The 25,946-nt window shown below is 73.5% G+C and carries 25 protein-coding genes; 9 read left to right on the forward strand and 16 right to left on the reverse strand.

What is annotated here, in order from left to right; translation table 11 throughout:
- Positions 1-44: 44 nt before the first annotated feature.
- Positions 45-1,808 carry a 2-isopropylmalate synthase gene (leuA, locus tag IO30_RS0137800; protein WP_031150888.1) on the reverse strand — a complete coding sequence of 588 codons (1,764 nt, stop codon included), beginning with the start codon at positions 1,806-1,808 and terminating at the stop codon, positions 45-47.
- A 366-nt stretch (positions 1,809-2,174) separates the two neighbouring features.
- Here leuA and IO30_RS0137805 point away from each other — a divergent pair, with 366 nt between their 5' ends.
- The 4 genes from IO30_RS0137805 (at position 2,175) to IO30_RS0137820 (ending at position 5,161) form a co-directional block, all read left to right on the forward strand.
- Positions 2,175-3,248: a M4 family metallopeptidase gene (locus IO30_RS0137805; protein WP_031150890.1), complete on the forward strand. Its 1,074-nt coding sequence runs from the start codon at positions 2,175-2,177 to the stop codon at positions 3,246-3,248.
- Positions 3,249-3,257: 9 nt separating this feature from the next.
- The gene (locus tag IO30_RS0137810; RefSeq protein ID WP_031150892.1) at positions 3,258-3,527 is read left to right on the forward strand and encodes a protealysin inhibitor emfourin; all 270 of its coding nucleotides are present in this window, start codon (positions 3,258-3,260) and stop codon (positions 3,525-3,527) included.
- 64 nt (positions 3,528-3,591) lie between these two features.
- A complete protein-coding gene (locus IO30_RS0137815) occupies positions 3,592-4,401 on the forward strand; it encodes a GNAT family N-acetyltransferase (protein ID WP_031150893.1) in 810 nt (269 codons plus the stop codon).
- Positions 4,402-4,507: 106 nt separating this feature from the next.
- Positions 4,508-5,161, forward strand: coding sequence for an SAM-dependent methyltransferase (locus IO30_RS0137820; protein ID WP_031150895.1), 654 nt, complete (start codon positions 4,508-4,510; stop codon positions 5,159-5,161).
- 52 nt (positions 5,162-5,213) lie between these two features.
- On the opposite strand, the gene era is transcribed toward IO30_RS0137820, so the two are convergent.
- From era to IO30_RS0137835, 3 genes are all read right to left on the reverse strand, one after another.
- Entirely contained in the window at positions 5,214-6,164 is a 951-nt protein-coding gene (gene era / locus IO30_RS47455; protein WP_373316549.1) for a GTPase Era, read from the reverse strand.
- Between the two features lie 1,031 nt (positions 6,165-7,195).
- Complete coding sequence (locus tag IO30_RS42495; protein ID WP_051902833.1) at positions 7,196-8,941, reverse strand: WxL domain-containing protein; 1,746 nt, start codon at positions 8,939-8,941, stop codon at positions 7,196-7,198.
- 99 nt (positions 8,942-9,040) lie between these two features.
- Positions 9,041-10,090 (reverse strand): GlxA family transcriptional regulator, encoded by a 1,050-nt coding sequence (locus tag IO30_RS0137835; protein ID WP_031150901.1) that lies wholly within the window; start codon positions 10,088-10,090, stop codon positions 9,041-9,043.
- 71 nt (positions 10,091-10,161) lie between these two features.
- On the opposite strand from IO30_RS0137835, the gene IO30_RS0137840 reads away from it, so the two are divergent.
- Complete coding sequence (locus IO30_RS0137840; protein WP_031150903.1) at positions 10,162-11,472, forward strand: MFS transporter; 1,311 nt, start codon at positions 10,162-10,164, stop codon at positions 11,470-11,472.
- A gap of 7 nt (positions 11,473-11,479) precedes the next feature.
- On the opposite strand, the gene IO30_RS0137845 is transcribed toward IO30_RS0137840, so the two are convergent.
- The 6 genes from IO30_RS0137845 to IO30_RS0137870 all read right to left on the reverse strand — a co-directional run bounded on the left by IO30_RS0137845 (position 11,480) and on the right by IO30_RS0137870 (position 16,355).
- Positions 11,480-11,833, reverse strand: coding sequence for a cytidine deaminase (locus IO30_RS0137845; RefSeq protein ID WP_031150905.1), 354 nt, complete (start codon positions 11,831-11,833; stop codon positions 11,480-11,482).
- Between the two features lie 59 nt (positions 11,834-11,892).
- Positions 11,893-12,255 (reverse strand): MmcQ/YjbR family DNA-binding protein, encoded by a 363-nt coding sequence (locus tag IO30_RS0137850; protein ID WP_031150908.1) that lies wholly within the window; start codon positions 12,253-12,255, stop codon positions 11,893-11,895.
- Entirely contained in the window at positions 12,252-13,556 is a 1,305-nt protein-coding gene (locus tag IO30_RS0137855) for a hemolysin family protein (protein ID WP_031150910.1), read from the reverse strand. The genes IO30_RS0137850 and IO30_RS0137855 overlap by 4 nt, the downstream gene beginning before the upstream one ends.
- The gene (ybeY, locus tag IO30_RS0137860) at positions 13,553-14,050 is read right to left on the reverse strand and encodes an rRNA maturation RNase YbeY (RefSeq protein ID WP_031150912.1); all 498 of its coding nucleotides are present in this window, start codon (positions 14,048-14,050) and stop codon (positions 13,553-13,555) included. Before ybeY ends, IO30_RS0137855 begins: the two co-directional genes overlap by 4 nt.
- A 13-nt stretch (positions 14,051-14,063) precedes the next feature.
- A complete protein-coding gene (locus tag IO30_RS0137865; RefSeq protein ID WP_031150914.1) occupies positions 14,064-15,104 on the reverse strand; it encodes a PhoH family protein in 1,041 nt (346 codons plus the stop codon).
- A gap of 153 nt (positions 15,105-15,257) precedes the next feature.
- Positions 15,258-16,355 (reverse strand): carbohydrate kinase family protein, encoded by a 1,098-nt coding sequence (locus tag IO30_RS0137870; protein ID WP_051859432.1) that lies wholly within the window; start codon positions 16,353-16,355, stop codon positions 15,258-15,260.
- Between the two features lie 213 nt (positions 16,356-16,568).
- Here IO30_RS0137870 and IO30_RS0137875 point away from each other — a divergent pair, with 213 nt between their 5' ends.
- The gene (locus tag IO30_RS0137875) at positions 16,569-17,924 is read left to right on the forward strand and encodes a hypothetical protein (protein ID WP_051902834.1); all 1,356 of its coding nucleotides are present in this window, start codon (positions 16,569-16,571) and stop codon (positions 17,922-17,924) included.
- A gap of 11 nt (positions 17,925-17,935) precedes the next feature.
- Here IO30_RS0137875 and IO30_RS0137880 read toward each other — a convergent pair whose 3' ends face one another.
- From IO30_RS0137880 to hrcA, 6 genes are all read right to left on the reverse strand, one after another.
- Positions 17,936-18,841: a ribonuclease Z gene (locus IO30_RS0137880; RefSeq protein ID WP_031150920.1), complete on the reverse strand. Its 906-nt coding sequence runs from the start codon at positions 18,839-18,841 to the stop codon at positions 17,936-17,938.
- 3 nt (positions 18,842-18,844) lie between these two features.
- A complete protein-coding gene (locus tag IO30_RS0137885) occupies positions 18,845-19,204 on the reverse strand; it encodes a histidine triad nucleotide-binding protein (RefSeq protein WP_031150922.1) in 360 nt (119 codons plus the stop codon).
- A gap of 95 nt (positions 19,205-19,299) precedes the next feature.
- On the reverse strand, positions 19,300-20,043 hold the full coding sequence (locus IO30_RS0137890; RefSeq protein WP_031150924.1) for a 16S rRNA (uracil(1498)-N(3))-methyltransferase: 744 nt from the start codon (positions 20,041-20,043) through the stop codon (positions 19,300-19,302).
- Positions 20,040-21,131, reverse strand: a complete 1,092-nt coding sequence (locus IO30_RS0137895) for a nitronate monooxygenase (RefSeq protein ID WP_031150926.1) — start codon at positions 21,129-21,131, stop codon at positions 20,040-20,042. Before IO30_RS0137895 ends, IO30_RS0137890 begins: the two co-directional genes overlap by 4 nt.
- Positions 21,132-21,300: 169 nt before the next feature.
- Entirely contained in the window at positions 21,301-22,437 is a 1,137-nt protein-coding gene (dnaJ, locus tag IO30_RS0137900; RefSeq protein ID WP_031150928.1) for a molecular chaperone DnaJ, read from the reverse strand.
- On the reverse strand, positions 22,438-23,454 hold the full coding sequence (gene hrcA / locus IO30_RS0137905; protein ID WP_031150930.1) for a heat-inducible transcriptional repressor HrcA: 1,017 nt from the start codon (positions 23,452-23,454) through the stop codon (positions 22,438-22,440).
- Positions 23,455-23,601: 147 nt separating this feature from the next.
- Between hrcA and IO30_RS0137910 the strand changes: the two genes are divergently transcribed.
- The 3 genes from IO30_RS0137910 (at position 23,602) to IO30_RS42500 (ending at position 25,841) form a co-directional block, all read left to right on the forward strand.
- On the forward strand, positions 23,602-24,327 hold the full coding sequence (locus IO30_RS0137910) for an MBL fold metallo-hydrolase (RefSeq protein WP_031150932.1): 726 nt from the start codon (positions 23,602-23,604) through the stop codon (positions 24,325-24,327).
- 28 nt (positions 24,328-24,355) lie between these two features.
- A complete protein-coding gene (locus IO30_RS0137915; RefSeq protein WP_031150934.1) occupies positions 24,356-25,156 on the forward strand; it encodes a DUF3097 domain-containing protein in 801 nt (266 codons plus the stop codon).
- 106 nt (positions 25,157-25,262) lie between these two features.
- A complete protein-coding gene (locus IO30_RS42500; RefSeq protein WP_031150936.1) occupies positions 25,263-25,841 on the forward strand; it encodes a hypothetical protein in 579 nt (192 codons plus the stop codon).
- The last annotated feature ends 105 nt before the right edge of the window (positions 25,842-25,946 follow it).

The raw sequence follows: 25,946 nt of genomic DNA on the forward strand, positions 1-25,946 counted from the left end.
GCCCCGCCCCTCCTCGCGGAGGTGCGGGGCCGCGGCCGGGTGGATCAGCGGCCCGCGCGGTTGACGGCGGAGATGACCGCCTTCAGGGAGGCGCGGGTGGTGTTGGCGTCGATGCCGATGCCCCACAGGACCCGGCCGTCGATCGCGCACTCGATGTACGAGGCGGCCACGGCGGAGGCGCCCTCGCTCATGGTGTGCTCGGTGTAGTCCAGCAGGCGGGCGTCGACGCCGATGCCGGCCAGGGCGTCGAAGAAGGCCGAGATCGGACCGTTGCCGGTGCCGTTCAGCACGGTGTCCACGCCGTCCACGACCGCCTCGACGGTCAGCGTGTCCGTACCGTCCTTGTCGGTCGTCGTCTGGCCGGAGCGCAGCTGGATGCGACCCCACGGGTTTTCGGGGTTGGGCAGGTACTCGTCCGAGAAGACGTCCCAGATGGCCTTCGGGGTGACCTCGCCGCCCTCGGCGTCGGTCTTGGCCTGGATGATCCGGGAGAACTCGATCTGCATGCGGCGCGGCAGGTCCAGCTTGTGGTCGTTCTTCAGGACGTACGCGATGCCGCCCTTGCCGGACTGCGAGTTGACCCGGATGACGGCCTCGTAGGAACGGCCGACGTCCTTCGGGTCGATGGGCAGGTACGGGACCGCCCACTCGATGTCGTCGACGGTGACGCCCCTGGCGGCCGCGTCGGCCTCCATGGCGTCGAAGCCCTTCTTGATGGCGTCCTGGTGGGAGCCGGAGAAGGCCGTGTAGACCAGATCGCCCGCGTAGGGGTGGCGCGGGTGCACTTCCATCTGGTTGCAGTACTCGCTGGTGCGACGGATCTCGTCGATCTGCGAGAAGTCGATCTGCGGGTCGATGCCCTGGGAGAACAGGTTCATGCCCAGCGTGATCAGGTCGACGTTGCCGGTGCGCTCGCCCTGCCCGAACAGGCAGCCCTCGATGCGGTCGGCGCCGGCCATCAGGGCCAGCTCGGCGGCGGCGACGGCGGTGCCGCGGTCGTTGTGCGGGTGCACGGAGATGCAGATGTGCTCGCGGCGGGTCAGGTTGCGGGCCATCCACTCGAAGCGGTCCGCGTGGGTGGAGGGCGTCGAACGCTCCACAGTGGCGGGCAGGTTCAGGATGATCTCGCGGCCCTCGGACGGCTGCCAGACGTCACAGACGGCCTCGCAGACCTCCAGGGCGAAGTCCAGCTCGGTGTCGGTGAAGATCTCCGGGCTGTACTGGTAGCCGAAGGTGGTCTCCGGGCCCAGCAGCTTCTCGGCGTACTCCATGACCAGGCGGGTGCCGTCGACGGCGATCTGCTTGATCTGCTCCTTGGAGCCGCGGAAGACGACCCGGCGGAAGGTCGGGGCGGTCGCGTTGTACAGGTGGACGGTGGCGCGCTTGGCGCCGACCAGGGACTCCACGGTCCGCTCGATCAGGTCCTCGCGGGCCTGGGTCAGTACGGAGATGGTGACGTCGTCCGGGATCGCGCCCTCTTCGATGATGGAGCGCACGAAGGCGAAGTCGGTCTCGCCGGAGGAGGGGAAGCCGACCTCGATCTCCTTGTAGCCCATCCGCACCAGCAGGTCGAACATCTCGCGCTTGCGGGCGGGGGTCATGGGGTCGATCAGCGACTGGTTGCCGTCGCGCAGGTCGGTGGACAGCCAGCGGGGAGCCTTGGTGACGCGGGCGTTCGGCCAGGTGCGGTCCGGGATCTCGACCTGCTCGTAGAAGCCGTACTTGTGGACCGGCATACCGGAGGGCTGCTGGGTGTGGGTCGCGTTGGTGATGGGCGTGGGGCGACCGACAAAAGGCTGCTGGCTCATGGCGTTGGGCTCCTCGCGTGTCCGCGTGTAGTTCGCTGGGACGGCCGACGGCGGTCGTAAAAACCGCAACACCAAACTCCGCGGGGAGGGGGTCGGCCTACGACTACAGACCCTCGCCGCGGCAGCTAAGGAGAAGCAGCCCGAAACGCATGATGGACCGAGCCTAGCCGAGCCGCGCCGTGATGCGAGGACCTGTTTCAGTATGCAAGACCGACGCGTCCGATTTGTACCGAATGTGAGCCAGACCTCGCTTCGCCCCGCAAAGTCGGTTCGATCCGTCAACCCGACGTCACCCCATTCAGACAAGTGAATGAATCATGGTCGCAGCTAGTGACAGCGGCATGACCCACTGCCACATTGCCGGGCATGGATGCCACCCGTACCCCCCGCCACCCCGTCTTCTGCACCGTCGTGCCCCCGCACCTCCTCGACCGGATCGCACAGTCCGAGGACGCCCGGCGCGCCGGTCTCGCCCTGCGCACCCTCGAACGCGACGCCGCGCTGCGCACCCGGCGCCGGATCACCACCGTCCGGGGCGTCGCCTCCGCACTGGCCGCGCCCGCCTCCGACGATCCGCAGCGCACCGTCTACGACGCGGAGCACCGCACCCGGCTGCCCGGCAGGAAGGTCCGCGGTGAAGGCGACCCCGCGGGCCAGGACGCCACCGTCAACCGCGCGTACGCCGGGCTCGGGGCCACGTTCGAACTCTTCCTGAAGGGCTTCGGGCGGCGCTCGATCGACGATGCCGGGCTGGCCCTGGACGCGACCGTCCACTACGGCGAGGAGTACAACAACGCCTTCTGGGACGGTCAGCAGATGGTCTTCGGCGACGGGGACGGCGACCTCTTCCTCGACTTCACGGTGTCCCTCGACGTCATCGGCCACGAACTGACCCACGGGGTCACCCAGTACACGGCCAACCTCGACTACTACCAGCAGTCGGGCGCGCTGAACGAGTCCATGTCGGACGTCTTCGGCTCGCTGATCAAGCAGTACTCCCTGGGACAGACCGCCGAGGAGGCGGACTGGCTGATCGGGGCCGGGCTGCTGGGGCCCGAGGTGAGCGGTGTCGCGCTGCGGTCGATGAAGGCCCCGGGGACCGCGTACGACGACGACGAGCTCGGCAAGGACCCGCAGCCCGCGACGATGGACGACTACGTACGGACCTCGCGCGACAACGGCGGGGTGCACATCAATTCCGGCATCCCCAACCACGCCTTCTACGTCGCGGCGACCGAGCTGGGCGGCAAGGCCTGGGAGCGGGCCGGACAGATCTGGTACGACACCCTCACGGGCGGGGAGCTGGCCTCGGACGCCGACTTCGCGGACTTCGCCCGGCTGTCGGTCGCCGCGGCCGTGTCCCGGTACGGGGACGGCGGCGCCGAGCACCAGGCCCTCCAGAAGGCGTGGTCGGCGGTGGGCGTCCCGCTCGCCGGGTAGACCGTCCCCATGCGCATCCAGGTGATCAGGACGGGCGGTTTCGCGGGCATCGAGCGCCGGGCCGAGGTGGACACCACGGGCCGGCCCGACGAGGACGAGTGGCGGGCCCTGGCCCAGCTGGCCCTGCGGCCGGGTCCGCCGGGGCACGGGGCGGACCGGGTGCGGGACGGGTTCTCGTACCGGATCACGGTCGACGGCCGGACGGTGTCCTGCCAGGACCCGCACCTCTCGGACGCCCAGCGGACGCTGATCTCGCGCGTCCTGAAGGAGGGCGCCTGACGGGGCCCGCAAAGCAGGTGCCCGGACGGCCGCCCTTTGCTTGGATGGCCGGATGTCCGACCACATGACCGATACGAAGCTGTCCGAGCTGGAGCGGTACTACGACGCGGCGCCGCGCCGCGGCGGGGCGCGGGCCGAGGACTTCGGCCCGCTGACCCTGTTCGTCCAGGAGGGCGACGGCTGGCCGTACTACGCGCGGCCCGCGCTCGGCGGCGCCGACGCCACCCCCGCGGACGTGGAGCGGGTACGGGCCCGCCAGCGGGAGCTGGGGGCCCCCGAGGCCTTCGAATGGGTGGCCGAAACCAGCCCCTCGCTCCGGGCCGCTGCGCAGGCGGCGGGCCTGTACGTCCACGCGCACCCCCTGATGGTCCTGGACCCGGCGGCGGCAGCGGTGCCCGCCCTCCCGGAGGTCCGCCTGCTCGACGCGGACGACCCGCTGCTGACCGCGGCCGTGACCCTCCCTGCCCTGGCCTTCGCGGCCCCGGGAACGGCGGTGGGCGAGGCCGGGCCCGCCGAACTGGCGGTGGCCGCGGCGACGGCGGAGGCAGCGGCCCGCCGGGCTCAGGTGGCCGCCCAGCTGGCCTCGGGACGTACGGTCCTGGCGGCGGCCGAGCGGGACGGCGTCGTGCTGTGCTCCGGCCAGTACATCGCGGTCGGCGACGTCGCCGAGGTGGTGGGCGTGGGCACCCTGCCCGCGGCGCGGCGGCGCGGACTGGCCCTCGGGGTGACGGCGGCCCTGGTCGCCCGGGCCCGCGAGGCCGGCATCCGTACGGTGTTCCTCTCCGCGGGCGACGAGGACGTGGCCCGCCTCTACGCCCGGCTCGGCTTCCGCCGGGTGGCCACGGCCCTGATCGCGGAACCGCCCGCCGCGTAGGCCCCGGCCCCGGCCGGGATTTGCCGTAACGGCAAGGATGTTTGCCTCCCGGACGGACCCGGCGGAGCATCGGCGGCACGGGCAATCCGAGCGAGAAGAGGCCGCCGTGACCGAGCACGCGCACACCGACGACCCCCGGCCCGCCGGGGGCGAGGAGTTCTGGGACGACCGCTACCGGGAGAGCGACCGGATCTGGAGCGGCAACGCCAACGCCGTCCTGGTGCGGGAGGTCCGGGGGCTGGCCCCCGGCCGCGCCCTGGACCTCGGCTGCGGCGAGGGGGCGGACGCCGTGTGGCTGGCCCGGCAGGGCTGGCAGGTCACCGGGACCGACATCTCCGGCGTGGCGCTGGGCCGCGCGGCCGGGCACGCAGCCGAGGCGGGGGTCGGCGACCGGGTCTCGTGGCAGCGGCACGACTTCGCGCGGTCCTTCCCCGAGGGGGAGTTCGACCTCGTCTCGGCCTGCTTCCTGCACACCTACGGGGAGTTCCCGCGGCCCCGGGTCCTGCGCACGGCCGCCGCGGCCGTGGCCCCGGGCGGCGTCCTGCTGGTCGTCGGCCACGCGGGCGGCCCCTCGTGGAACCCGGACGCGCACCCCGGGCTCGTGCTCCCGACGCCGGGCGAGGTCCTGGAGCAGCTGGAGCTCGCGGAGGGCGCCTGGGAGGTCCTGCTCGCGGAGGAGCACGTACAGCCGATGAAGGCGCCCGACGGCAGCGCCGCGACCCGCCCCGACAACGTCGTGAAGGTCCGGCGCCTGCCCTGAGGACGCCCGTGACGAAAGAACGGCCGGGCCCCGTCGGGGCCCGGCCGGAGGGTCAGAAGCCGAGCTTGCGCAGCTGCTTGGGGTCGCGCTGCCAGTCCTTGGCCACCTTCACGTGGAGGTCGAGGAAGACGGGCGTCCCGAGGAGGGCCTCGATGTGCTTGCGCGACTTCATCCCGACCTCCTTCAGACGGGCGCCCTTCGGGCCGATGATGATGCCCTTCTGGCTCGGCCGCTCGATGTAGACGTTCGCGTGGATGTCGAGCAGCGGCCGGTCGGCGGGGCGGTTCTCCCGCGGGATCATCTCCTCGACGACCACGGCGATGGAGTGCGGGAGCTCGTCCCGTACGCCTTCCAGCGCGGCCTCGCGGATCAGCTCCGCGACCATGACCATCTCGGGCTCGTCGGTGAGGTCGCCCTCCGGGTACAGCGGCGGGCTCTCGGGCAGCATCGGCGCGATCAGGTCGGCCAGCAGCTGCACCTGGCTGTCGCCCACCGCCGAGACGGGGACGATCTCGGCCCACTCGAAGCCCAGCTCCTCGGCGAGCTGGTGGACGGCGATGAGCTGCTCGCCCACCACCTTCGACTCGACCAGGTCGGTCTTGGTGATGATGGCGATCTTGGGGGTCTTCTTGATCCCCGCGAGCTCCTTGGCGATGAACTTGTCGCCGGGGCCGAGCTTCTGGTCGGCGGGCAGGCAGAAGCCGATGACGTCGACCTCGGACCAGGTCGCGCGCACGACGTCGTTGAGGCGCTCGCCGAGGAGGGTGCGCGGCTTGTGCAGACCGGGCGTGTCGACGAGGACGAGCTGCGCGTCGGGGCGGTGCACGATGCCGCGGACGGTGTGGCGGGTGGTCTGCGGCCGGTTGGAGGTGATCGCGACCTTGGTACCCACGAGTGCGTTGGTGAGGGTCGACTTCCCCGCGTTGGGGCGGCCGACGAAGCAGGCGAAGCCCGCACGGTGCGGGCTGGTGGACTCGGGGGAACGATCGCTCATACGGGCCATTCTCCCCGATGCGGCTCCCAGCGCCGACCAGGCCACCGCGGCGAGCGCCGACAGGCCCGCGAGCCAGGGGGCGAGAAGGGGGCGGCGGACGTAGGAGGCACTGCCCTGAGCTGTGGTTCCGCCGGCCTGCGCGCGCACCGTGACCCGGGCCGCTTCGATCCCGGGCGGGTCCTCCCAGCGGGCGCTGAGCCGGACCTCCTGGCCCGGCAGCAGTTCGGCGGGCAGCCCGGTGAGCGCGTGGCCGGCCAGCGGGCGGCCGAGGGCGCCGGAGGCGGTGAGGGCGGCGCGCGGGCGGAGGGTGATGTTGCCGAGGTTGTGGAGCGTGTACGAGACCTCCGCGCCCGCGCCGCGGCGGCCGACCGCGACCTCCCGGACCGCGAGGGCGGGGGCCGTGGGGCCCGTCACCCGCAGGTACACCCGGGCGGCGACGGCCTGCTGCACTCCGATCCCCCGGGCGGTGGCGCCGGGCCGGTCCTCCAGGGCCACGACGGCGCCGGGGTGGTCCCCGGGTTCGGCCCGGTCGGGGACGGCGAGGGTGAAGGGGACGCTGACCGAGCCGCCCGGCGGGACGGTGACCCGCTCCTGGGCGAGGCGCGCCCAGGCTCCGGTGCTGCGGCGCGGCTCGTCGGGGCCGCGCACGGCGAAGCCGCCGTCGCGGGCGGTGTTGTAGGCGTCGGCGGCGTACAGCCGGAAGGTGCGGGGCCGGTCGGTGCGGTTGGTGACGGTCACGGCGTCGGCGACGCTCCGGCCGGGAGCCGCGGCCAGGTAGAAGTACGGGCGCTGCCCGGCCGCGCCGGCGGCGGGCAGCACCGACCACTGCCCGTTGTCGGCGGCGGTGGCCGGGGCGGGACCCGCGCCGAGCAGCAGGACGACGAGAACGCCGCCGGACAGCGCGAGCCGGCGCATCGGCCGAGACGGCGACCCTGCCAGGAACCAGGCCAGGACCTGGGCGAGGGGCCAGGGCAGGGACCAGGCCAGAGGCCAAGGCCGGGGCACGGGCCGGGGTCGGGAGCGGGTCAAGAGCCCGCCCGTCACGACAGGGTCAGGGTGAGGACCGCCGCGTACGCGCCCGGCGGGGTGTACGGCGGGACCTGGAGGGCGACCGTCGCGTCGACCGTGAAGGTGCCCCCCGCGAGCGGGGCGTCCGGGGTGGAGGCGAGGACCGCCCCGTCCGGGCCGACCGGGCCCGCGCTGCCCGCGGCGCAGGTGCTCGGGCTGCCCGCCGCCGCGGTGCACGAGGGGGTCCAGGAGAGGGCGGCTCCGGGGATGCGGACTCCACCGGGCCCCGTGAAGTCGCTGACCTTGCCGGTCAGGGACCAGCCCGCCGGGCCCCCGCGGGCGTCCTGGACGGTGACGGTGGCGATCCGGCCGGGGGCCGCGCCGCCCTCGCCGTACGGGACCGCGCCCAGGGCGATGTCCTGCCCGGTCTGGGTCATGGCGAGGGCGCCGGGCTCGACGGTGGCGGTCACCTTCTGGGTGCCGGGCTGCGGCGGGGCGGCATCGAGGACCGTGTACGCGGCCGGGCCGGAGCCCTGTTCGGCCGACCAGGCCCTGCCCTCGTAGGCGACCACCGCGGTGGTGGTCCGGTCCGTGACGGGCAGCTCCGCCCGGACGACGCCCAGTTCGTCGGCGGTGGCGGCGACCCGGTCGGCGGTCTCCGCGGCCCCCGCCCGTCCGGCGACGGTGACGGCCGCGCCGGGGAGGAAGCCCGCACCGGTCACCGCCACCTTCGCGCCCGGCGCTCCGTGGGCCGCGGCGAGGGAGACGCTGCGCAGGTTGGCCGTGGGCAGCGGACTCGCGGTGATCCGTACGGCGACGGGCCCGGAGGCGGCAGCGGGGGCGGGCGCAGGGGCAGGACCCGGAGCCGGGCCCGGGGCGGCGGGCGGTACGGCGGCCGGGAGGCCTGCGGCTGCGGCGGATGCGCCGGGGGCAGCCGGTGCACCAGGTACGGCCGGTGCCGCGGGAGCACCGAGGGCGGCCAGCGCGCCGGGCGCTTCAAGTGCGGCCGGTGCGGCGGGTGCGGCGAGTGCCGCCGGTGCGGCGGGCGCTTCGGGTGCGGCCGGTGCCGCCGGTGCGGCCGGTGCCTCGGATTCAGCGGGTGGCGCGGGCGTGCCAGGCGCTTCAGATGTGGCCGGGGCAGCCGGTGCCGCCGGTGCCGCCGGTGCCGCCGGTGCCGCCGGTGCCGCCGGTGCTTCGGGTGCCGCCGGTGCCGCCGGTGCTTCGGGTGCCGCCGGTGCCGCCGGTGCTTCGGGTGCGGCGGTTGCCGCAGGGGTGGCCGTGCAGACCGTGTCCAGGGCCAGGAGATGGCTGGTGTGCAGGGTGTAGCCGCCCGGGGCCAGGGTGATCTCGCCCGGCGCGGTGACGGTGAAGGTGCCGGTCATGGTGACGGTGGGAAGGGCCCCGCCCTCGCGGACGGGATCGTTGCGCCTGGCCCCGACGACCGTGACCTCGCCGCTCTGCGCTCCCCCGAGCACGATCCGCCCCGTCGGGGTGAGCACGTCGGCGGGGAGTTCACCGGCGACCGGGTTCACGGCGGGGCCGCCGGTCAGCCGGTACGTCACGGTGACGGTGTCCCCCACCCGGGGCGTCGGGTCGGAGACGGTGACGCGGGCAGCGGTCGGCCCTTCGGCGGGCGGGAGTCCGGCCTCCTGGGGCGGCAGGCACTGCGTCGGGAAGGTGACCTGGCCCGGCACCGGAACCGGCGGCGGTTCCCCCTCGGCGGCCGCGGGCGGGCTCAGCACTCCCCCGGTGGCCGCCGCGAGCACGGCCGTCCCCACCGCCGCCGACCATCTCCTGCTGCGCGCGCCTCTGCCCACTGCCCGCCCCCTGGGTTCCGCCCCGACAGGGGGCCATTCACGAGCGGGCGGCGGGAGAAGTCAATGCACGGGTCCGGCAGCGTCTGATGGCCCATCAGGAGATGGCAGGGTGGGCGACCCGGGCCCACCGCCCGGACCCTCGCGGAAGGTCCGCCGGTACGCCGTCGGGCTCACCCCCAGCGCCGTCTGCACGTGCTTGCGCAGGGACTGGGCCGTCCCGAAGCCGGCTTCCCGCGCCACCTGTTCCATCGGCAGGTCCGTCTTCTCCAGCAGCCGCCGGGCCCGCTCCACCCGCTGCCCGACGATCCACTGGCCGGGGCTGACCCCGGACTCCTCTCGGAAGCGGCGCGTGAAGGTGCGTACGGACACGGCCTCCTTGCGGGCCAGGTCGGTCAGCCGCAGGGGTTCGTGCAGCCGGTCCAGCACCCAGGCGCGGGCCGCCGCGGTGCTGGCGAGCTGCGGCTGCGGCACCGGGCGCTCGATGAACTGGGCCTGCCCGCCGTCCCGGTGCGGCGGCACCACGGTCCGCCGGGCCACCTCGTTCGCGACGGCAGCGCCGTGGTCGCGGCGCACGATGTGCAGGCACAGGTCGATGCCCGCGGCGACCCCGGCGGAGGTGAGCACGTCGCCGTCGTCGGTGTAGAGCACGCCGGGGTCCACCCGGACGGCCGGGAAGAGCTGCTGGAAGTGCTCGGCGCTGGCCCAGTGGGTGGTGGCCCGGCGGCCGTCGAGGTATCCCGCGGCGGCCAGGACGTAGCCGCCCGTGCAGATCGAGACGAGCCGCGTGCCCGGCCGGATGTGCGCCAGCGCCGCCGCGAGCTCCTCGCTCAGCCGGCCCTCCTCGTAGGCCGGGCCCAGCTCGTACGAGGCCGGCACCACGACCGTGTCCGCCGTGGCCAGCAGCTCGGGGCCGTGCTCGACGTGGATCGCGAAGTCGGCGTCCGTGCGCACCGGCCCGGGGGCGAGCCCGCAGGTCGAGATCGTGTAGAACGGCCGCCCGGCCGGGTCCTTGGCCCGGCCGAAGATCCGGTGCGGGATGCCCAGCTCGAAGGGCAGCAGCCCGGAGAGGGCGAGTACGACGACGTGGTGGGCACCCGCTGATGCGTCCATGGCCCGATCATAACGAAGCATGACAGTCAGGCCACTGTCGTCGTGGGTCCCGCAGGCCGGAAGCTGACGGCGTGACCCAGACAGCCTCCGGCCCCGTGGCCGCCCCGCCCGCCCCTCGTCCCGCGGGACGGATCCACCGCGCCTGGTTCGTCGCGGCCGTCGCCTTCGTGACGATCATCGGCGCCGCGGGCTTCGCCTCCCTGCCCGGCCTGCTCATCGAGCCCCTCCACGAGGAGTTCGACTGGTCGCGCGGCACGATCGCCTTCGCCGTATCGGTGAACCTCGCCCTGTACGGGCTCACCGCGCCCTTCGCCGCGGCGCTCATGGACCGCTTCGGCATCCGCCGGGTCGTGGCCCTGGCCCTGGTCGTCATCGCCGGCGGTTCGGTGGCCACGGTGTGGATGACCGCGCCCTGGCAGCTGGTGCTGTTCTGGGGCGTCGTGGTGGGCCTGGGCAGCGGCTCGATGGCCCTGGCGTTCGCCGCGACGGTGACCGGCCGCTGGTTCACCGCCCGGCGCGGGCTGGTCACCGGGATCCTGACCGCGGCCGGGGCCTCCGGCCAGCTGGTCTTCCTGCCGCTGCTGTCCTGGCTGGTGGAACACCACGGCTGGCGTCCGGCGGCGGTGACCGTCTCGCTGGCCGCGCTGGCCGTCGTCCCGTTCGTGTGGCTGCTGCTGCGCGACCACCCGGCGGACGTGGGGCTGGCCCCGTACGGGGGCGCGTACGCGCAGAAGCCGGCGCCCGTCCCGGGAGCGGCGCGACGGGCGATGACGGTGCTCTTCAAGGCCGCGCGCACCGGCCCGTTCTGGCTGCTGGCGGGCACCTTCGCGATCTGCGGGGCCTCGACCAACGGCCTGGTCCGCACCCACTTCGTACCGGCCGCCCACGACCACGGCATGCCGGTGACGGCGGCCGCCGGCCTGCTGGCGGTGATCGGGGTGTTCGACGTGGTCGGCACGGTGGCCTCGGGCTGGTTCACCGACCGCTTCGAGGCGCGGCGGCTGCTGGCCGTCTACTACGCGCTGCGCGGGATCTCGCTGCTGTTCCTGCCGATGCTGCTGGCGCCGTCGGTGCGGCCCCCGCTGATCTTCTTCATCGTGTTCTACGGCCTGGACTGGGTCGCGACCGTCCCGCCCACGATCGCCCTGTGCCGCGAGCACTACGGGCCGGACGGCGCGATCGTCTTCGGCTGGGTGCTGGCCTCGCACCAGGTCGGCGCGGCGGTGGTGGCCTTCCTGGGCGGCCTGGCCCGCGACGCCTTCGGCTCGTACGACGTCGTCTGGTACGCCTCGGGGGCGCTGTGCGCGATGGCGGCGCTGATGGCGATGGTCATCCGCCGGCCGGGACCCCTGCCCCGGCCGGCGGCGGTGACGGTGGGCTGAAGGCGGGTCAGCCGGCCGGGGTCGTCGACTTGAGCGTGCCGTCCGGGGCCGCCAGCAGCACCGGGGTGTCCGGGCCGCCGAGGTCGCGGACGGCCGCGCGGTCGGCCTCGGCGGGAACGTCGGCGGCGCTGACGACGGCGGCGGCCTCCAAGGACTGCGCCCCGCTGGCCACGGCCATCGCGACCGCGGTCTGCAGCGCGCTCAGCTTCAGGGAGTCGAGCTCCACCGTCCCGGCGACGTAGGTACGGCCCGTCTCGTCCCGCACCGCCGCACCCTCGGGCACGCCGTTGCGGGCCCGGGCGCTGCGCGCCAGCGTGATGATCTTGCTGTCCTCGGGGGCGATCCCGGTGGTGTCGGTCATGGTCGAAAGCATAGGGAGCGCCCCGGCGGCGGCGTGCAACGACCCCGCCGGGGCGGCGGTCACGGCCGGTCGAGCCGCAGCCGCTCCGCCTTCGGCAGGCCCGCCACCACCAGGTCGTACGAGTCCTCCACCAGCTCCCGCACCAGCGCGTCCGGCAGCGCGCCGGGGCCGCCCGCCGTCACGGTGTTCCAGTGCCGTTTGTTCATGTGGTAGCCGGGCACGACCGCCGTGTGCTGCTCGCGCAGCCGCACGGCCTGCTCCGGCTCGCACTTGAGGTTGACCTTCAGCGGATCGGCGTCCAGCGCGCTGAGCGCGAACACCTTCCCCAGCACCTTGAACACCGAGGTCTGCGGAGTGAAGGGGAACTCCTCCACCGCCGCGTTGAAGCCCAGGCACAGGGCCCGCAGTGCCTCCGGGGTCATTCGCCCTCCTCGCCCGCCGGCTCCGCCACGGGCACCGGCTCCACGAGCACCGTCACGATCTTGTTCCGCCGCCCCGCGGGCGATTCGGCCGTCAGCCGCAGCGGCCGCCCGTCGGGCAGTTCCACCAGCGCCGAGGCGCCGGCGATCGGCACCCGGCCCAGCGCCTTCGCCAGGAGGCCGCCGACCGTCTCCACGTCCTCGTCGTCGAAGGCCTCGACCTTGAACAGTTCGCCCAGGTCGGTGATGTCGAGGCGGGCGGTGACCCGGTAGCGGTCCCCTCCCAGCTCCTCGACCGGCGGCAGCTCCCGGTCGTACTCGTCGGTGATCTCGCCGACGATCTCCTCCAGGATGTCCTCGATGGTGACGATCCCGGCCGTGCCGCCGTACTCGTCGATCACCACGGCCACGTGGTTGCGCACCTGCTGCATCTCCCGCAGCAGGTCGCCCGCGTTCTTGGTGTCCGGTACGAAGACCGCCGGGCGCATGACCGTGGAGACCAGGTCCGACTCCGCCTCACGGCTGATGTGGGTCTTGCGGACCAGGTCCTTCAGGTAGACCATCCCGACGATGTCGTCCTCGTTCTCCCCGGTCACCGGGATGCGCGAGAAGCCGGACCGCAGGGCGAGCGTGGTCGTCTGACGGACCGTCTTGTAGCGCTCGATGCAGACGAGGTCGGTGCGCGGCACCATCACCTCGCGCACCAGGGTGTCGCCGAGTTCGAAGACCTGGTGCACCATCCGGCGCTCGTCGTCCTCGATCAGCGATTCCTTCTCCGCCAGGTCCACCATCGCGCGCAGCTCGGCCTCGGAGGCGAACGGCCCCTTGCGGAAGCCCTTTCCGGGCGTGAGCGCGTTGCCGATGAGGATCAGCAGCTGCGGGACCGGCCCCATGACCCGGGCCAGCGGCACGAGGACGTACGCGGCCGCCGTCGCAGTGTTCAGCGGGTGCTGGCGGCCGATCGTACGGGGGGACACGCCGACGGCGACGAAGGAGACCAGCACCATCACGGCGATGGCCACGAGCAGCGCGGTCCAGTTCTCGCCGAACTCGTCGAGGCAGACGTAGGTGACGAGGACCCCCGCCGCCATCTCGCAGGTGATCCGCACCAGCAGGGCCACGTTCAGGTAGCGGGTGGGGTCACCGGCCACCTGGGCGAGCTTCTCGCTGCCGCGCCGGCCCTCCCGCACCGCCTGCTCGGCACGGAAGCCGGAGATGCGGGCGATCCCGGACTCGGCGCAGGCGGCGAACCAGGCCACCACCACGAGCAGGACCGCGCCGGTGATCAGTTGCGGGGCGTTCACGAGACGGTCGGCGCCGGGGACGGGCCGGTCATGCCGCGCTCACCGCGCCAGCCGTCGACGATGGCCGCCTGGAGGCCGAACATCTCGGCCTTCTCGTCCGGCTCCTCGTGGTCGTAGCCGAGCAGGTGCAGCACCCCGTGGACGGTCAGGAGCTGGAGCTCCTCGTCCATGGAGTGCTGCGTCGGCGCGTCCTCGCCCTGCTTCTTGGCCACTTCGGGGCAGAGCACGATGTCGCCGAGGAGCCCCTGCGGGGGCTCCTCGTCGTCCTTCGCCGGCGGACGCAGCTCGTCCATCGGGAAGGACATGACGTCGGTGGGTCCGGGCAGGTCCATCCACTGGATGTGGAGCTGCTCCATCGCCTCCTCGTCGATCACGATGACGGAGAGCTCGGAGAGCGGGTGGATCCGCATCCGGGTGAGCGCGTAGCGGGCGATGTCGAGGATCGCCTGCTCGTCGACCTCGGTGCCGGACTCGTTGTTGACGTCGATCGACATGGTGCGCTGGGTTCTACTTCCGCTGGTAGCCGTTCGCGGCCTGGTGGCCGTCGTACTTCTCGTACGCGTCGACGATACGGCCGACCAGCTTGTGGCGGACGACATCCTCGGACGTGAGCCGCGAGAAGTGGATGTCCGGCACCCCGTCCAGGATCTGCTGGACCTCGCGCAGACCGCTCTTGGCCCCGCCCGGAAGGTCGATCTGCGTGATGTCGCCGGTGACGACGATCTTCGAGTCGAAACCGAGCCGGGTCAGGAACATCTTCATCTGCTCGGCGGTCGTGTTCTGCGCCTCGTCCAGGACGACGAAGGCCTCGTTGAGGGTCCGGCCCCTCATGTAGGCCAGGGGCGCCACCTCGATGGTCCCGGCGGCCATGAGCCGCGGGATGGAATCGGGGTCGAGCATGTCGTGCAGCGCGTCGTAGAGCGGGCGCAGGTACGGGTCGATCTTGTCGAAGAGGGTGCCCGGCAGGAATCCGAGCCGCTCCCCCGCCTCGACGGCGGGCCGGGTCAGGATGATCCGGCTGACCTGCTTGGACTGCAGGGCCTGGACCGCCTTGGCCATGGCCAGGTAGGTCTTTCCGGTACCGGCCGGGCCGATGCCGAACACGATCGTGTTCTTGTCGATCGCGTCGACGTACCGCTTCTGGTTGAGGGTCTTGGGCCGGATCGTGCGGCCGCGGCTGGAGAGGATGTTCTGGGTGAGCACCTCGGCCGGCGTCTCCTCGGGGCCGCCGTCCTTGCCGTTGCCGCTCGCCTTGAGCATGGCGATCGAGCGTTCCACTGCGTCCTCCGTCATCGGCTGCCCGGTGCGGAGCACCAGCATCATCTCGTCGAACAGGCGCTGGATCAGGGCGACTTCCGATGCCGCGCCGACCGCACTGACCTGATTGCCCCGAACATGGATGTCGGCCTTCGGAAAGGCCTTCTCGATCACGCGCAACAGGGCGTCACCCGAGCCGAGGACCGTCACCATCGGGTGCCTGGCCGGAACGGTGAAGTGGGCTCGCGCCTGCCCCGGCGCAGGAGTGTGGGCTGTAGGTGTCTGAGTCATGGGCCGGCACTGTGGCCTGCACATACCTCCCGCTGAAGGGCCGCGCCGATCGACGGCCTCCGGACTACCAAGCGTACGTCTCCGCCCCTGCTTCCCCGAGGGGTTTTCCCCGCGGACCGGGGCCGGTACCGGCGCCGGTACCGGCGGCCCGCACTAGGCGGAGTGCCGGAAGCCGATCGTCGGCACCGCCCGGCGCCGCTCGGCCGGGGTCGAGCCCTGCGGGATCAGGTCGTCCAGGAAGCCGTAGCGGCCGCGCAGCGCCTCCGGTGCGGAGCGCCACCAGTGGGCCACCTCCGGCCAGCCGGGGGCCGACAGGGAGCCGCCGAACTCCTGGACCGACAGGGCCGCCGTCAGCCCCGCGAAGGCGAGGCGGTCCGCGAGCGGCCAGCCCGCCAGGGTGCCGGTCACGAAGCCCGCCACGTACACGTCCCCGGCCCCCGTCGGGTCCAGCGCGTCCACCGTGATCCCCGGGACGTGCGCCGTCTCCCCGGTGCGTCCGTCCACCGCGTACGAGCCCTCCGCGCCCATCGTCACCACCGCGATCGGCACCTTCTCGGCCAGCGCCCGGGCGGCCGCCCGCGGGCAGTCGGTCCGCGTGTACCGCATCGCCTCCCCCGCGTTGGGCAGGAAGGCCTCGCAGTGCTCCAGGTCGGCCAGGGCCGAGAGGTCCCAGCGGCCGCTCTCGTCCCACCCGACGTCGGCGAAGACCTGCGAGCCGCGGCGGGCCGCCTCCCCGATCCACGGCTCGCCCCGGCCCGGGCCGAGCGAGGCCACGGCGGCGCGGGCCAGCGGCGGGCACTGCGGGAAGGGCCCGGGGCCCGCCGGGGGCGGTGCCTCGTGGCCGTGGGAGACCATGGTGCGCTCGCCCTCGTAGGCCATCGAGACGGTGACGGGGCTGTGCCAGCCGGGCACGGTCCGCGACATCGACAGGTCGATGCCCTCACCCTGCTCCAGCGCGTCCCAGCAGTACTCGCCGTAGTGGTCGTCGCCGAAGGCCGCGGCCAGCGAGGTGCGCAGGCCGAGCCGGGCCAGGGCGGTGGCCATGTTGGCCACGCCGCCCGGGGAGGAACCCATGCCGCGCGCCCAGGACTCCGTGCCGCGCACCGGCGCCGAGTCGAGGCCCGTGAAGATGATGTCGAGGAAGACCGTCCCGGTCAGGAAGACGTCGCAGCCCGGTTCCTGGGGGTCCCGCAGCGGACCGAGCGGGTCCACTGCTGCGGCGCGGCTCTCATAGCTGTCCCGACTGGTCACGGTGCACTCCCCGTTGCTCTTGAAGGGTCGTTCCTGCATGAGGGTTTTCAGTGGAAAGCTGCGAGCCCTGCCCGTCCAGGACGAGCGCAAAACCCAGTGTGTCGCAGATCACCGGCAGAATGCCCTTTTCTTCACATCAGGCCGCTTGATAGACATGGGCCCCGCCCTCTCTCCGCGGTGTCCCCGGCCCACCACGCACCACCAGGAACGCCCGTGCTCCCCCGCGCCTCCGCGCCGCCCGCCGCCTGGCCCCTGGTGGCCCTCTTCACGGCCGGTTACGCCGCCCCGTACCTCCTGCCGACCGTCGTCGGACGCCTGGACGCCCATCTCCCGCTGAGCCCCGCACAGGCCGGCGTGATCGGCACGGCCCTGCTGCTCGGGTCCGCCACGGCCGGCTTCACCCTCGCCTCCCGCATCCCGCGCCACGGCCCCCGCCCGCTGGCGCGGCTCGGGCTGCTGCTCGCGGTCGCGGGCTACGGGACCGCCGCCGCGAGCACGCTGCTGCCGCTGGTCGTCGTGGGCGCGGTCGTCGGCGGCTTCGGCTCCGGTACGGCGACCGCCGTGGCCGCTGCCGGGATCGCCGGTCAGCGAGACCCGCACCGCACCTCCGCCCTTGGACTGCTGTCCGTCTCGGCGGCCGCGGGCGCGCTCTACCTGACCCTGCCGCGGCTCGGGGGCGGGCACGGGCTGCCGTTCGCCGCCATCGCGCTGGTCGCCGCGGCGGTCTGGCCCGCCACCGGCCGCCTGGACGGGCCCGGGGCCGCCGCTGCCTGCGGCGGCGGGGGCGCGGAGCCGGGCCGGGGACGGCTGCCGTACCCGCGCGCCGGGGTGGTCCTGGCGGGGTGCCTGATGCTGTGGTCGCTGGCGCAGAACGCCCTGTGGGGGGTCAGCGGCCGGATCGGCGCCCAGCAGGCGGGTCTGTCGGAGGTCACCCTCGGGATGGTCTTCGCCGCGGCGCTCGGCGCGGGCCTGCTCGGGGTGAGCGCCGCCTCCGCGCTCGGCGCCCGGCTGGGCCGGGCCGTACCGATCGGCGTCGGCACGGCACTGATCGCCTGCTGCGTGGTGCTCTCCTCCTCGGCGCGGGGCCTCGGCTCCTTCGCGGCCGGGGAGATCCTGTGGAACGCGCTCTACCCGGTCGTCCTGTCGTACGCCATCGGCCTCGCCGCGGCGCTGGACCCGCGCGGCCGCTGGGCGGTGCTGGCGGGCTCCGCCTCCTCGCTCGGCGTGGCCTGCGGGCCGGTCACCGGCAGCCTGCTCGCCGAGGGGGCCGGCTTCCCGGGCATGGGCCTGGTGCTGGGCGGACTGCTGCTGGCCGTGGCCGGGCCGATGACCGCCGTCGCCCTGCACACGGGCGGGCGCCCGCTGACCGCGGGCTCGGTGCGCCGCCGCGGCGGGGCCCCGGCCGCGGTGCTGGCGGCGGGCGCGGGCACCCCGTCGGGCGCGGTGCCGCGGGTCGGCGCCGCCGAACTGCGGGTCGCGGAGGTCTCCGTACGCCGCCTGCCGCGCCGGATCCTGCTGCTCTCACCGGCTGCCCGCCGGGCCCGCGAACGGGCCCGGGCGCAGGTCTGACCGGCCGGGCGTCAGGGGCGCTTGGGGAGCGCGACCCGCACGAGGTCGGCGGCGACGGTGAGTTCGCCCTCGAAGCCCGCCGCGCGCGCCTGGCGTTCGAACTCCGACGGGTCGCCGTAGCGCTGCGAGAAGTGCGTCAGCACCAGGTGCCGTACGCCCGCGTCCCGTGCCACCCGGGCGGCCTGTCCGGCGGTGAGGTGGCCGTGGTCGGCGGCCAGTTGCACGTCCTCGTCGAGGAAGGTCGACTCGATGACCAGCATGTCGCAGCCCTCGGCGAGCTCGTCCACGCCGGGGCAGAGCCGGGTGTCCATGACGAAGGCGAAGCGCTGTCCGGGCCGGTGCTCGCTGACCTCGTCGAGGGTGACCCCGTCGAGCCGTCCCTCGCGCTGGATCCGGCCCACGTCCGGCCCCTTGATCCCGTGCCGGGCGAGCAGTTCGGGGACCATGCGGCGCCCGTCGGGCTCGCTGAGGCGGTAGCCGAAGGACTCCACGGGGTGCGAGAGCTTGCGGGTCTCCAGGACGTACGGGGGCCCCTGCGCCAGGATGCCGTCCGCGGCGACGGGTTCCTCCTGGAGCTCGACGGTCTCCCGGTACGCGGTGGCGTACCGCAGCCGGTCGAAGAACTTCTGCCCCGAGGCGGGGTAGTGCGCGGTGACGGGGTGCGGGACCCGGTCGAGGTTGATCCGCTGGATCACCCCGGCGAGGCCGAGGCTGTGGTCACCGTGGAAGTGGGTGATGCAGATCCGGTTGATGTCGTGGGCGGCCACCCCGGCCCGCAGCATCTGGCGCTGGGTGCCCTCACCGGGATCGAAGAGGATGCCCTCGCCGTCCCAGCGCAGCAGGTAGCCGTTGTGGTTGCGGTGGCGGGTGGGCACCTGGCTGGCAGTGCCCAGCACCACGAACTCGCGTACGGACACGGTCTATCCGGGGGGCCACTGGAGGCCGCGGCCGCCGATGACGTGGGCGTGGGCGTGGAAGACGGTCTGGCCTGCGCCGGCACCGGTGTTGAAGACGATCCGGTAGCCGTGCTCGGTGATCTTCTCGTCCAGGGCGATCTGCCCGGCCTCGCGCAGTATGTCGGCCGCGACGGCCGGCTCGGCGGCGGACAGGGAGGCGGCGTCCGGGTAGTGCACCTTGGGGATCACGAGGACGTGCGTGGGCGCCTGCGGGTTGATGTCCCGGAAGGCCACGGTCGTCTCGGTCTCCCGGACCACGGTCGCGGGGACGTCCCCCGTGACGATCTTGCAGAACAGGCAGTCGGCCTGCGGTTCCCCGGCCATCGCTTCGCCTCCATGTCGTTGATCGGTCCCGGCATCGTATCCCCGGGCCCGGGAGCCCGGCCGGTCAGGCCGGGGCCGCCCATCAGGCCGCGGGGCTACGACCAGCGTCCGGTGCGGGCCAGCAGGACCGCCGTCGCCGCCGTGCCCGCCGTCGAGGTCCGCAGCACGGACGGCCCCAGCCGGTACGGGAGCGCGCCGGCCCCGGCGAAGACGGCCAGCTCCTCCGGGGAGACCCCGCCCTCGGGGCCGACCACCAGCACCACGGAGCCCGAGTCCGGGAGTTCGGCCGTGGCCAGGGCTCCCGAGGGCGCGTCGCGGTCCTCGTGGAGGACCATCGCCAGGTCGGCCCCGGCCAGCAGCGCCGCGACCTGCTTGGTGGACAGGGCCTCCGCGACCTCGGGGAAGCGGACGCGGCGGGACTGCTTGCCCGCCTCCCGGGCCGTGGCCCGCCACTTGGCGAGGGACTTGGCCCCCCGGTCGCCGCGCCACTGCGTGATGCAGCGCGAGGCCTGCCAGGGCACGATCGCGTCCACGCCCGTCTCGGTCATGGTCTCGACGGCCAGTTCGCCCCGGTCGCCCTTGGGGAGGGCCTGGACCACGGTGATGCGGACCTGGGGCTCCGGTTCCCGTCCGGCCGCGGACACCGCCACGGTCAGCCGGTCCTTGCCCTCCGCGGACTTCACGACCCCTTCCGCCCAGCCGCCCCGGCCGTCGGTGAGGACCACCGCCTCGCCCGGGTTCAGCCGTTTCACGGACACCGCGTGCCGGCCCTCGGGGCCCTCCAGGACGTACTCCGGTCCCGCCGGGACCTCCTCGACCACGAACACGGGGGCGGTCATGACGCACTCCTCATCTGCAACACCTTCAACGCGCTCTGCGCCTCGGCCAGTTCGGCCGCCAGCACCTCGACCAGTTCACCCGCCGGCAGGGTCCGCGCCAGCCGGTGCCCCTGGCCCGCCCACAGGGCCATGCCCTGGGGGTCCCCGGCCGCGGCGGCCGCCTTGCGCAGCCCCGAGGTCATGTGGTGGACCTGCGGGTACGCGGCCGGGGCGTACGGCCCGTGCTCCCGCATGAAGCGGTTCACCAGGCCCCGCGCCGGCCGTCCCGAGAAGGCCCGGGTCAGCTCCGTGCGCACGAACAGGGGGTCCGTCAGGGCCTTCTTGTGCAGCGGGTGCGCCCCGGACTCGGGGCAGGCGAGGAAGGCCGTACCGAGCTGGGCCGCCTCGGCGCCCGCCGCGAGCAGCGCCGCGATCTGCGAGCCCCGCATCAGTCCGCCCGCGGCGACGATCGGCAGGGCCACGGCCTCGCGGACCTGGGCCACCAGCGCGAGCAGCCCCACCGCGGCCGTGCCGTCGGCCTGCGGGTCGTCGCGGTGGGTGCCCTGGTGACCGCCGGCCTCCACACCCTGGACGCAGACGGAGTCGGCGCCCGCCTCCTGCGCGGCGCGGGCCTCCTCGACGGAGGTCACGGTGACGACGCTGTGCGTACCGGCCTTGCGCAGGGAGGCGACGACGGCGGAGGAGGGGCAGCCGAAGGTGAACGAGACGACCGGGACGGGGTCTTCGAGGAGGATGGCGAGCTTGGCCTCGTAACCGTCGTCGCAGGTGCCCATGATGTCCTCGGCGGCGAGGGAGACCTGGTACCAGCTCGCCTCGCCCGCCAGCTGGCCCCGGTACGTCTCCACGGCGGCCGGGTCCACGTATCCGGTCTGCGGCATGAACAGGTTCACGCCGAAGGCGCGGCGGGTGAGCGCGCGCAGTTGTTTGATCTCCTGGTACATGCCGTCGGCGGTCTTGTAGCCGCCGGCCAGGAAGCCCAGCCCGCCCGCCTCGCACACGGCGGCGGCGAGCGGCGGGCACGAGGCGCCGCCCGCCATGGGAGCCTGCACGACCGGGTAGGGGGAGAGACCGTTCAGTGCGGTGGACATGGACTGCATCGTGCCATGTCCCGCTCATCGCACCGAATCACTGCATTCGCCTGGCATAGTCCGCTTCCCCGGGGCCCCGTACGGCCGCGTCCGGGGCCGGCCGCAAAGCGACGGGCCCGGCCCCGGGAGCTCCCCGGGGCCGGGCCCGCGCAACGGTCCGGCGGACCGGTCAGCGACCGTTGAAGGCGTCCTTCAGGCGGCTGAACAGGCCCTGCTGCCCCGGCGCGAACTGACCCGTGGGCCGCTCCTCGCCGCGCAGCTTCGCCAGCTGGCGCAGCAGCTCCTCCTGCTGGGCGTCCAGCTTGCTCGGGGTGGTGACCTCGACGTGGACGATCAGGTCGCCCCGGCCGCCGCCCCGCAGGTGGGTGACGCCGCGCCCGTGCAGCGGGATCGACTGGCCGGACTGGGTGCCGGGCCGGATGTCGATCTCCTCCAGGCCGTCCAGCGTCTCCAGCGGGCACTTGGTGCCCAGTGCCGCCGCGGTCATCGGGATGGTGACCGTGCAGTGCAGGTCGTCCCCGCGCCGCTGGAAGGTCGGGTGCGGCAGCTCGTGGATCTCCACGTACAGGTCGCCGGCGGGGCCGCCGCCGGGGCCGACCTCGCCCTCGCCCGCGAGCTGGATGCGGGTGCCGTTCTCGACGCCCGCCGGAATCTTGACCGTGAGGCTGCGGCGGGAGCGGACCCGGCCGTCACCGGCGCACTCCGGGCACGGCGTCGGGACCACGGTGCCGAAGCCCTGGCACTGCGGGCAGGGACGCGAGGTCATGACCTGGCCCAGGAAGGACCGGGTGACCTGCGAGACCTCACCGCGGCCGCGGCACATGTCGCACGTCTGCGCGGAGGTGCCGGGGGCGGCGCCCTCACCGGAGCAGGTCGTGCACACCACGGCCGTGTCGACCTGGATGTCCTTGGTGGTCCCGAAGGCCGCCTCGTCCAGTTCCAGGTCGAGGCGGATCATGGCGTCCTGGCCGCGGCGGGTCCGCGAGCGCGGTCCGCGCTGCGAGGCCTGGCCGAAGAAGGCGTCCATGATGTCCGAGAAGTTGCCGAAGTTGCCCGCGCCGAAGCCGCCCGCACCGCCGCCGCCGGAGGCGGACAGCGGGTCGCCGCCGAGGTCGTAGGTCTGCTTCTTCTGCGGGTCCGAGAGCACCTCGTACGCCGCGTTGATCTCCTTGAAGCGCTCCTGCGTCTTCGGGTCCGGATTCACGTCCGGGTGGAGTTCACGGGCGAGGCGGCGGAAGGCCTTCTTGATCTCGTCCTGCGATGCGTCGCGGCGCACGCCGAGAACGGCGTAGTAGTCCGTGGCCACTTACGACTCCGCCAGGATCTGTCCGACGTAACGTGCCACTGCGCGTACCGCTCCCATCGTTCCGGGGTAGTCCATGCGGGTCGGTCCGACCACGCCGAGTTTGGCGACTGCTTCGCCGCCCGAACCGTAACCGACGGAGACGACGGACGTGGAGTTCAGTCCCTCGTAGGCATTCTCATGCCCGATCCGTACGGCCATTCCCGACTCGTTGGCCTCGCCGAGCAGCTTGAGGAGCACGACCTGCTCCTCCAGTGCTTCGAGCACAGGCCTGATCGTCAGGGGAAAATCGTGTCCGAAGCGGGTGAGATTGGCGGTTCCGCCGATCATCAGCCGTTCCTCGGCTTCCTCGACCAGGGTTTCGAGGAGGGTGGCGAGCACGGTGGAGACCGTGCCGCGGTCCTCGGCCTCGAAGGACTCGGGCAGGTCCTGGACGAGCGGGGGCACATCGGTGAAACGGCGGCCGACGACCCTGCTGTTGAGCCGCGCCCGCAGGTCCGCGAGGGAGGTCTCCCCGAAGGGGCCCGGGCAGTCGATCAGCCGCTGCTCGACGCGTCCGGTGTCCGTGATCAGGACGAGCATCAGGCGCGCGGGCGCGAGCGAGAGCAGCTCCACGTGCCGGACGGTCGACCGGGTCAGGCTCGGGTACTGGACGACGGCGACCTGCCGGGTGAGCTGCGCGAGCAGCCGCACCGTACGGCCGACCACGTCGTCGAGGTCGACGGCCCCGTCGAGGAAGTTCTGGATGGCCCGGCGCTCGGGCGACGACAGCGGCTTGACCCCCGCCAGCTTGTCGACGAAGAGGCGGTAGCCCTTGTCGGTGGGGATCCGGCCGGCGCTGGTGTGGGGCTGGGCGATGTAGCCCTCTTCCTCCAGCACGGCCATGTCGTTGCGCACGGTGGCGGGCGAGACGCCGAGCCGGTGCCGCTCGGTGAGCGCCTTGGAGCCGACCGGCTCCTCCGTCCCGACGTAGTCCTGGACGATGGCGCGCAGCACTTCGAGTCTGCGTTCGCTGAGCATCGCGCACACCTCCAGCTGTGGTCCGTTGCCTTGCTCGCTGCTTGCTGTCTGGCACTCTGAGCGTTCGAGTGCCAGAGAACCCCCGCTCAGTGTACGGCCGGGTAGTAAGACCCTGGCAAGGGCGGCCCGCCAGGGTAGCGTCGCCGCATGGACGTGCATTGGGAAGAGGCGGGCTGGGAAGAGCTGACCGGGCGGGCCGGCCGTCGGCGCCTCCCGGTGTGGGATTGCACGGCGGGACTGGTGGTGGGGGACGACTCGGTGCTCCTGATCGACCCGGGTTCCTGCCTCCGGGAGGGGGCGGAGCTGCGGGAACAGGCGGAGCGGCTGACGGGCCGGAGGGTGACCCATATCGCATTCACCCACGGACATTTCGACCACGTGCTGGGGGCGTCCGCCTTCGCCGGGGCCGAGATCTACGGCGCGGTGGGCCTGGACGCGGTGCTGTCACTGGGCCGCGAGGAGCTGCGCGAGGACGCGGTGCGCCAGGGGCTCGCCGGGTCCGAAGCCGCCGAGGCGACGGACTCCCTGGTGGTGCCCCGCCACCAGGTCTCGGGCGAGTGGACCCTGGACCTCGGCGGCGTGCAGGTGCTGCTGGCCAACGTCGGCCCCGGCCACACCGGGTACGACCTGGCCGTCTTCGTCCCCGGCGAACGGGAGGTCGTCTTCTGCGGGGACCTCGTGGAGGAGTCCGGCGAACCGCAGGCGGGCAGCGACGCGGTGCCCCTGCAGTGGCCCGCGGCCCTGGACCGGCTGCTGGCCCTGGGCGGGGAGGACGCCCTGTACGTGCCGGGTCACGGAGCGGTGGTCACCGCGGGTTTCGTCCGTGAGCAACGCGCCACACTGGCCGCCCGTTTCGGCGTGTCGGAGGCATGACGGCCACCGCTCTCCTACTGTCGGCCGGATGCGCGAGTACTCCCCCGACCTGACCCCGCAGTGGAAGCGCCCCCGGGCCGTACCGGAGGTGGCGGCGGAACCCGACCTGGTGGTCGAGGTCGCCGGTACGGACTTCTGCGGCGCGGTGGTGGCCTGCGAGGCGGGCACGGTCACGCTGGAGGACCGGTTCGGCAAGCGGCGGGTGTTCCCGATGGAGCCGCGGGGCTTCCTGCTGGAGGGGACCGTCGTCACCCTGGTCCGCCCGCCCCGGGCACCGGCGGCCCCGGCGCGCACGGCGTCCGGGTCGGTCGCCGTTCCGGGCGCCCGCGCCCGGGTGGCCCGGGCGGGCCGGATCTACGTCGAGGGCCGGCACGACGCCGAGCTGGTGGAGCGGGTCTGGGGCGACGACCTGCGGATCGAGGGCGTGGTGGTGGAGTACCTGGAGGGCATCGACGACCTGCCGGCCGTCGTGGCCGAGTTCGGTCCGGCCCCCGACGCCCGGCTGGGCGTCCTGGTGGACCATCTGGTGCCCGGGTCGAAGGAGTCCCGTATCGCCGCGTCCGTGACCTCGCCGGACGTGCTGATCGTGGGCCACCCGTACGTGGACGTCTGGCAGGCCGTGAAGCCCTCCGCCCTGGGCATCCCGGCGTGGCCGGTGGTCCCGCGCGGCCAGGACTGGAAGACGGGCATCTGCCGGGCCCTGGGCTGGCCGGAGAACACCGGGGCCGCCTGGCAGCACATCCTGTCGCGCGTGGGCTCGTACCGGGACCTGGAGCCGACCCTGCTGGGCGCGGTGGAGCACCTCATCGACCACGTCACGGCGCCCTGAGGCGTTCCTCCACCGGGCCTGCATCACGATTCCGGCGAAACCCGGCGGAGCCGGACCGCCGTTCATATGATGTGCCTCCTTTCAGCGGTTCCAGGTGGGGGTACACATGCGCAGCGCGCACACCGGAAGCAGCAGCAGCGACGCCGGCCGAGGCGACGAAGACGGCAGAGACGACAGAGGCGGCAGAGGCCACAGACCTCCGGGGGGCCGGCTGCGGCGGGCGCTGGTCGCCCTCCTGGTGGCGGGCGCGGCCGTCGCCTGCGGTCCGGCGGCGACCGAGGGGCCCGCCGTGTCCGCGCCGCCGACCCTCGCGTCGGCGAGCCCGAGCACGGCCTCCCCGAGTCCGAGCCCCTCGCCGACTCCCCCGGAGGCCTCGCCCACGCCCACGGCGGCGCCGGCCCCGCCGGCCACCACCGCTCCCGCCCCGGGCACCGACCAGAAGGCGCCCAGCACGGCGCCGGCGACCAAGGCCGCGCCGAAGCCGGCGCCCAAGCCCACGACCAAGGCCCCGGCGCCGCCGACCCAGCCGGTGGCCGCCGAGTGCGAGATCGTCTCCAACGCGGGCAACTGCTACAACGCGGGCCAGTTCTGCCGCAAGGCCGACATCGGCCGCTCCACGCACGCCGGGAACGGCCGGATGATCCACTGCCGCCAGGACGGCAGCCAGGCGCGCTGGGGCTACTAGGTCGTCTCTTTCGGATCTTGTCGGTCAGGTCCGCGTCGTCCGGTGCCATGCCTCGGCGTGCTGCCGGGGCTGCCGTGTACTGGACGTACTCGGTTGCCCCGGCAG

The sequence above is a fragment of the Streptomyces xanthophaeus genome, assembly GCF_000725805.1.
GTDB lineage: Bacteria > Actinomycetota > Actinomycetes > Streptomycetales > Streptomycetaceae > Streptomyces > Streptomyces xanthophaeus.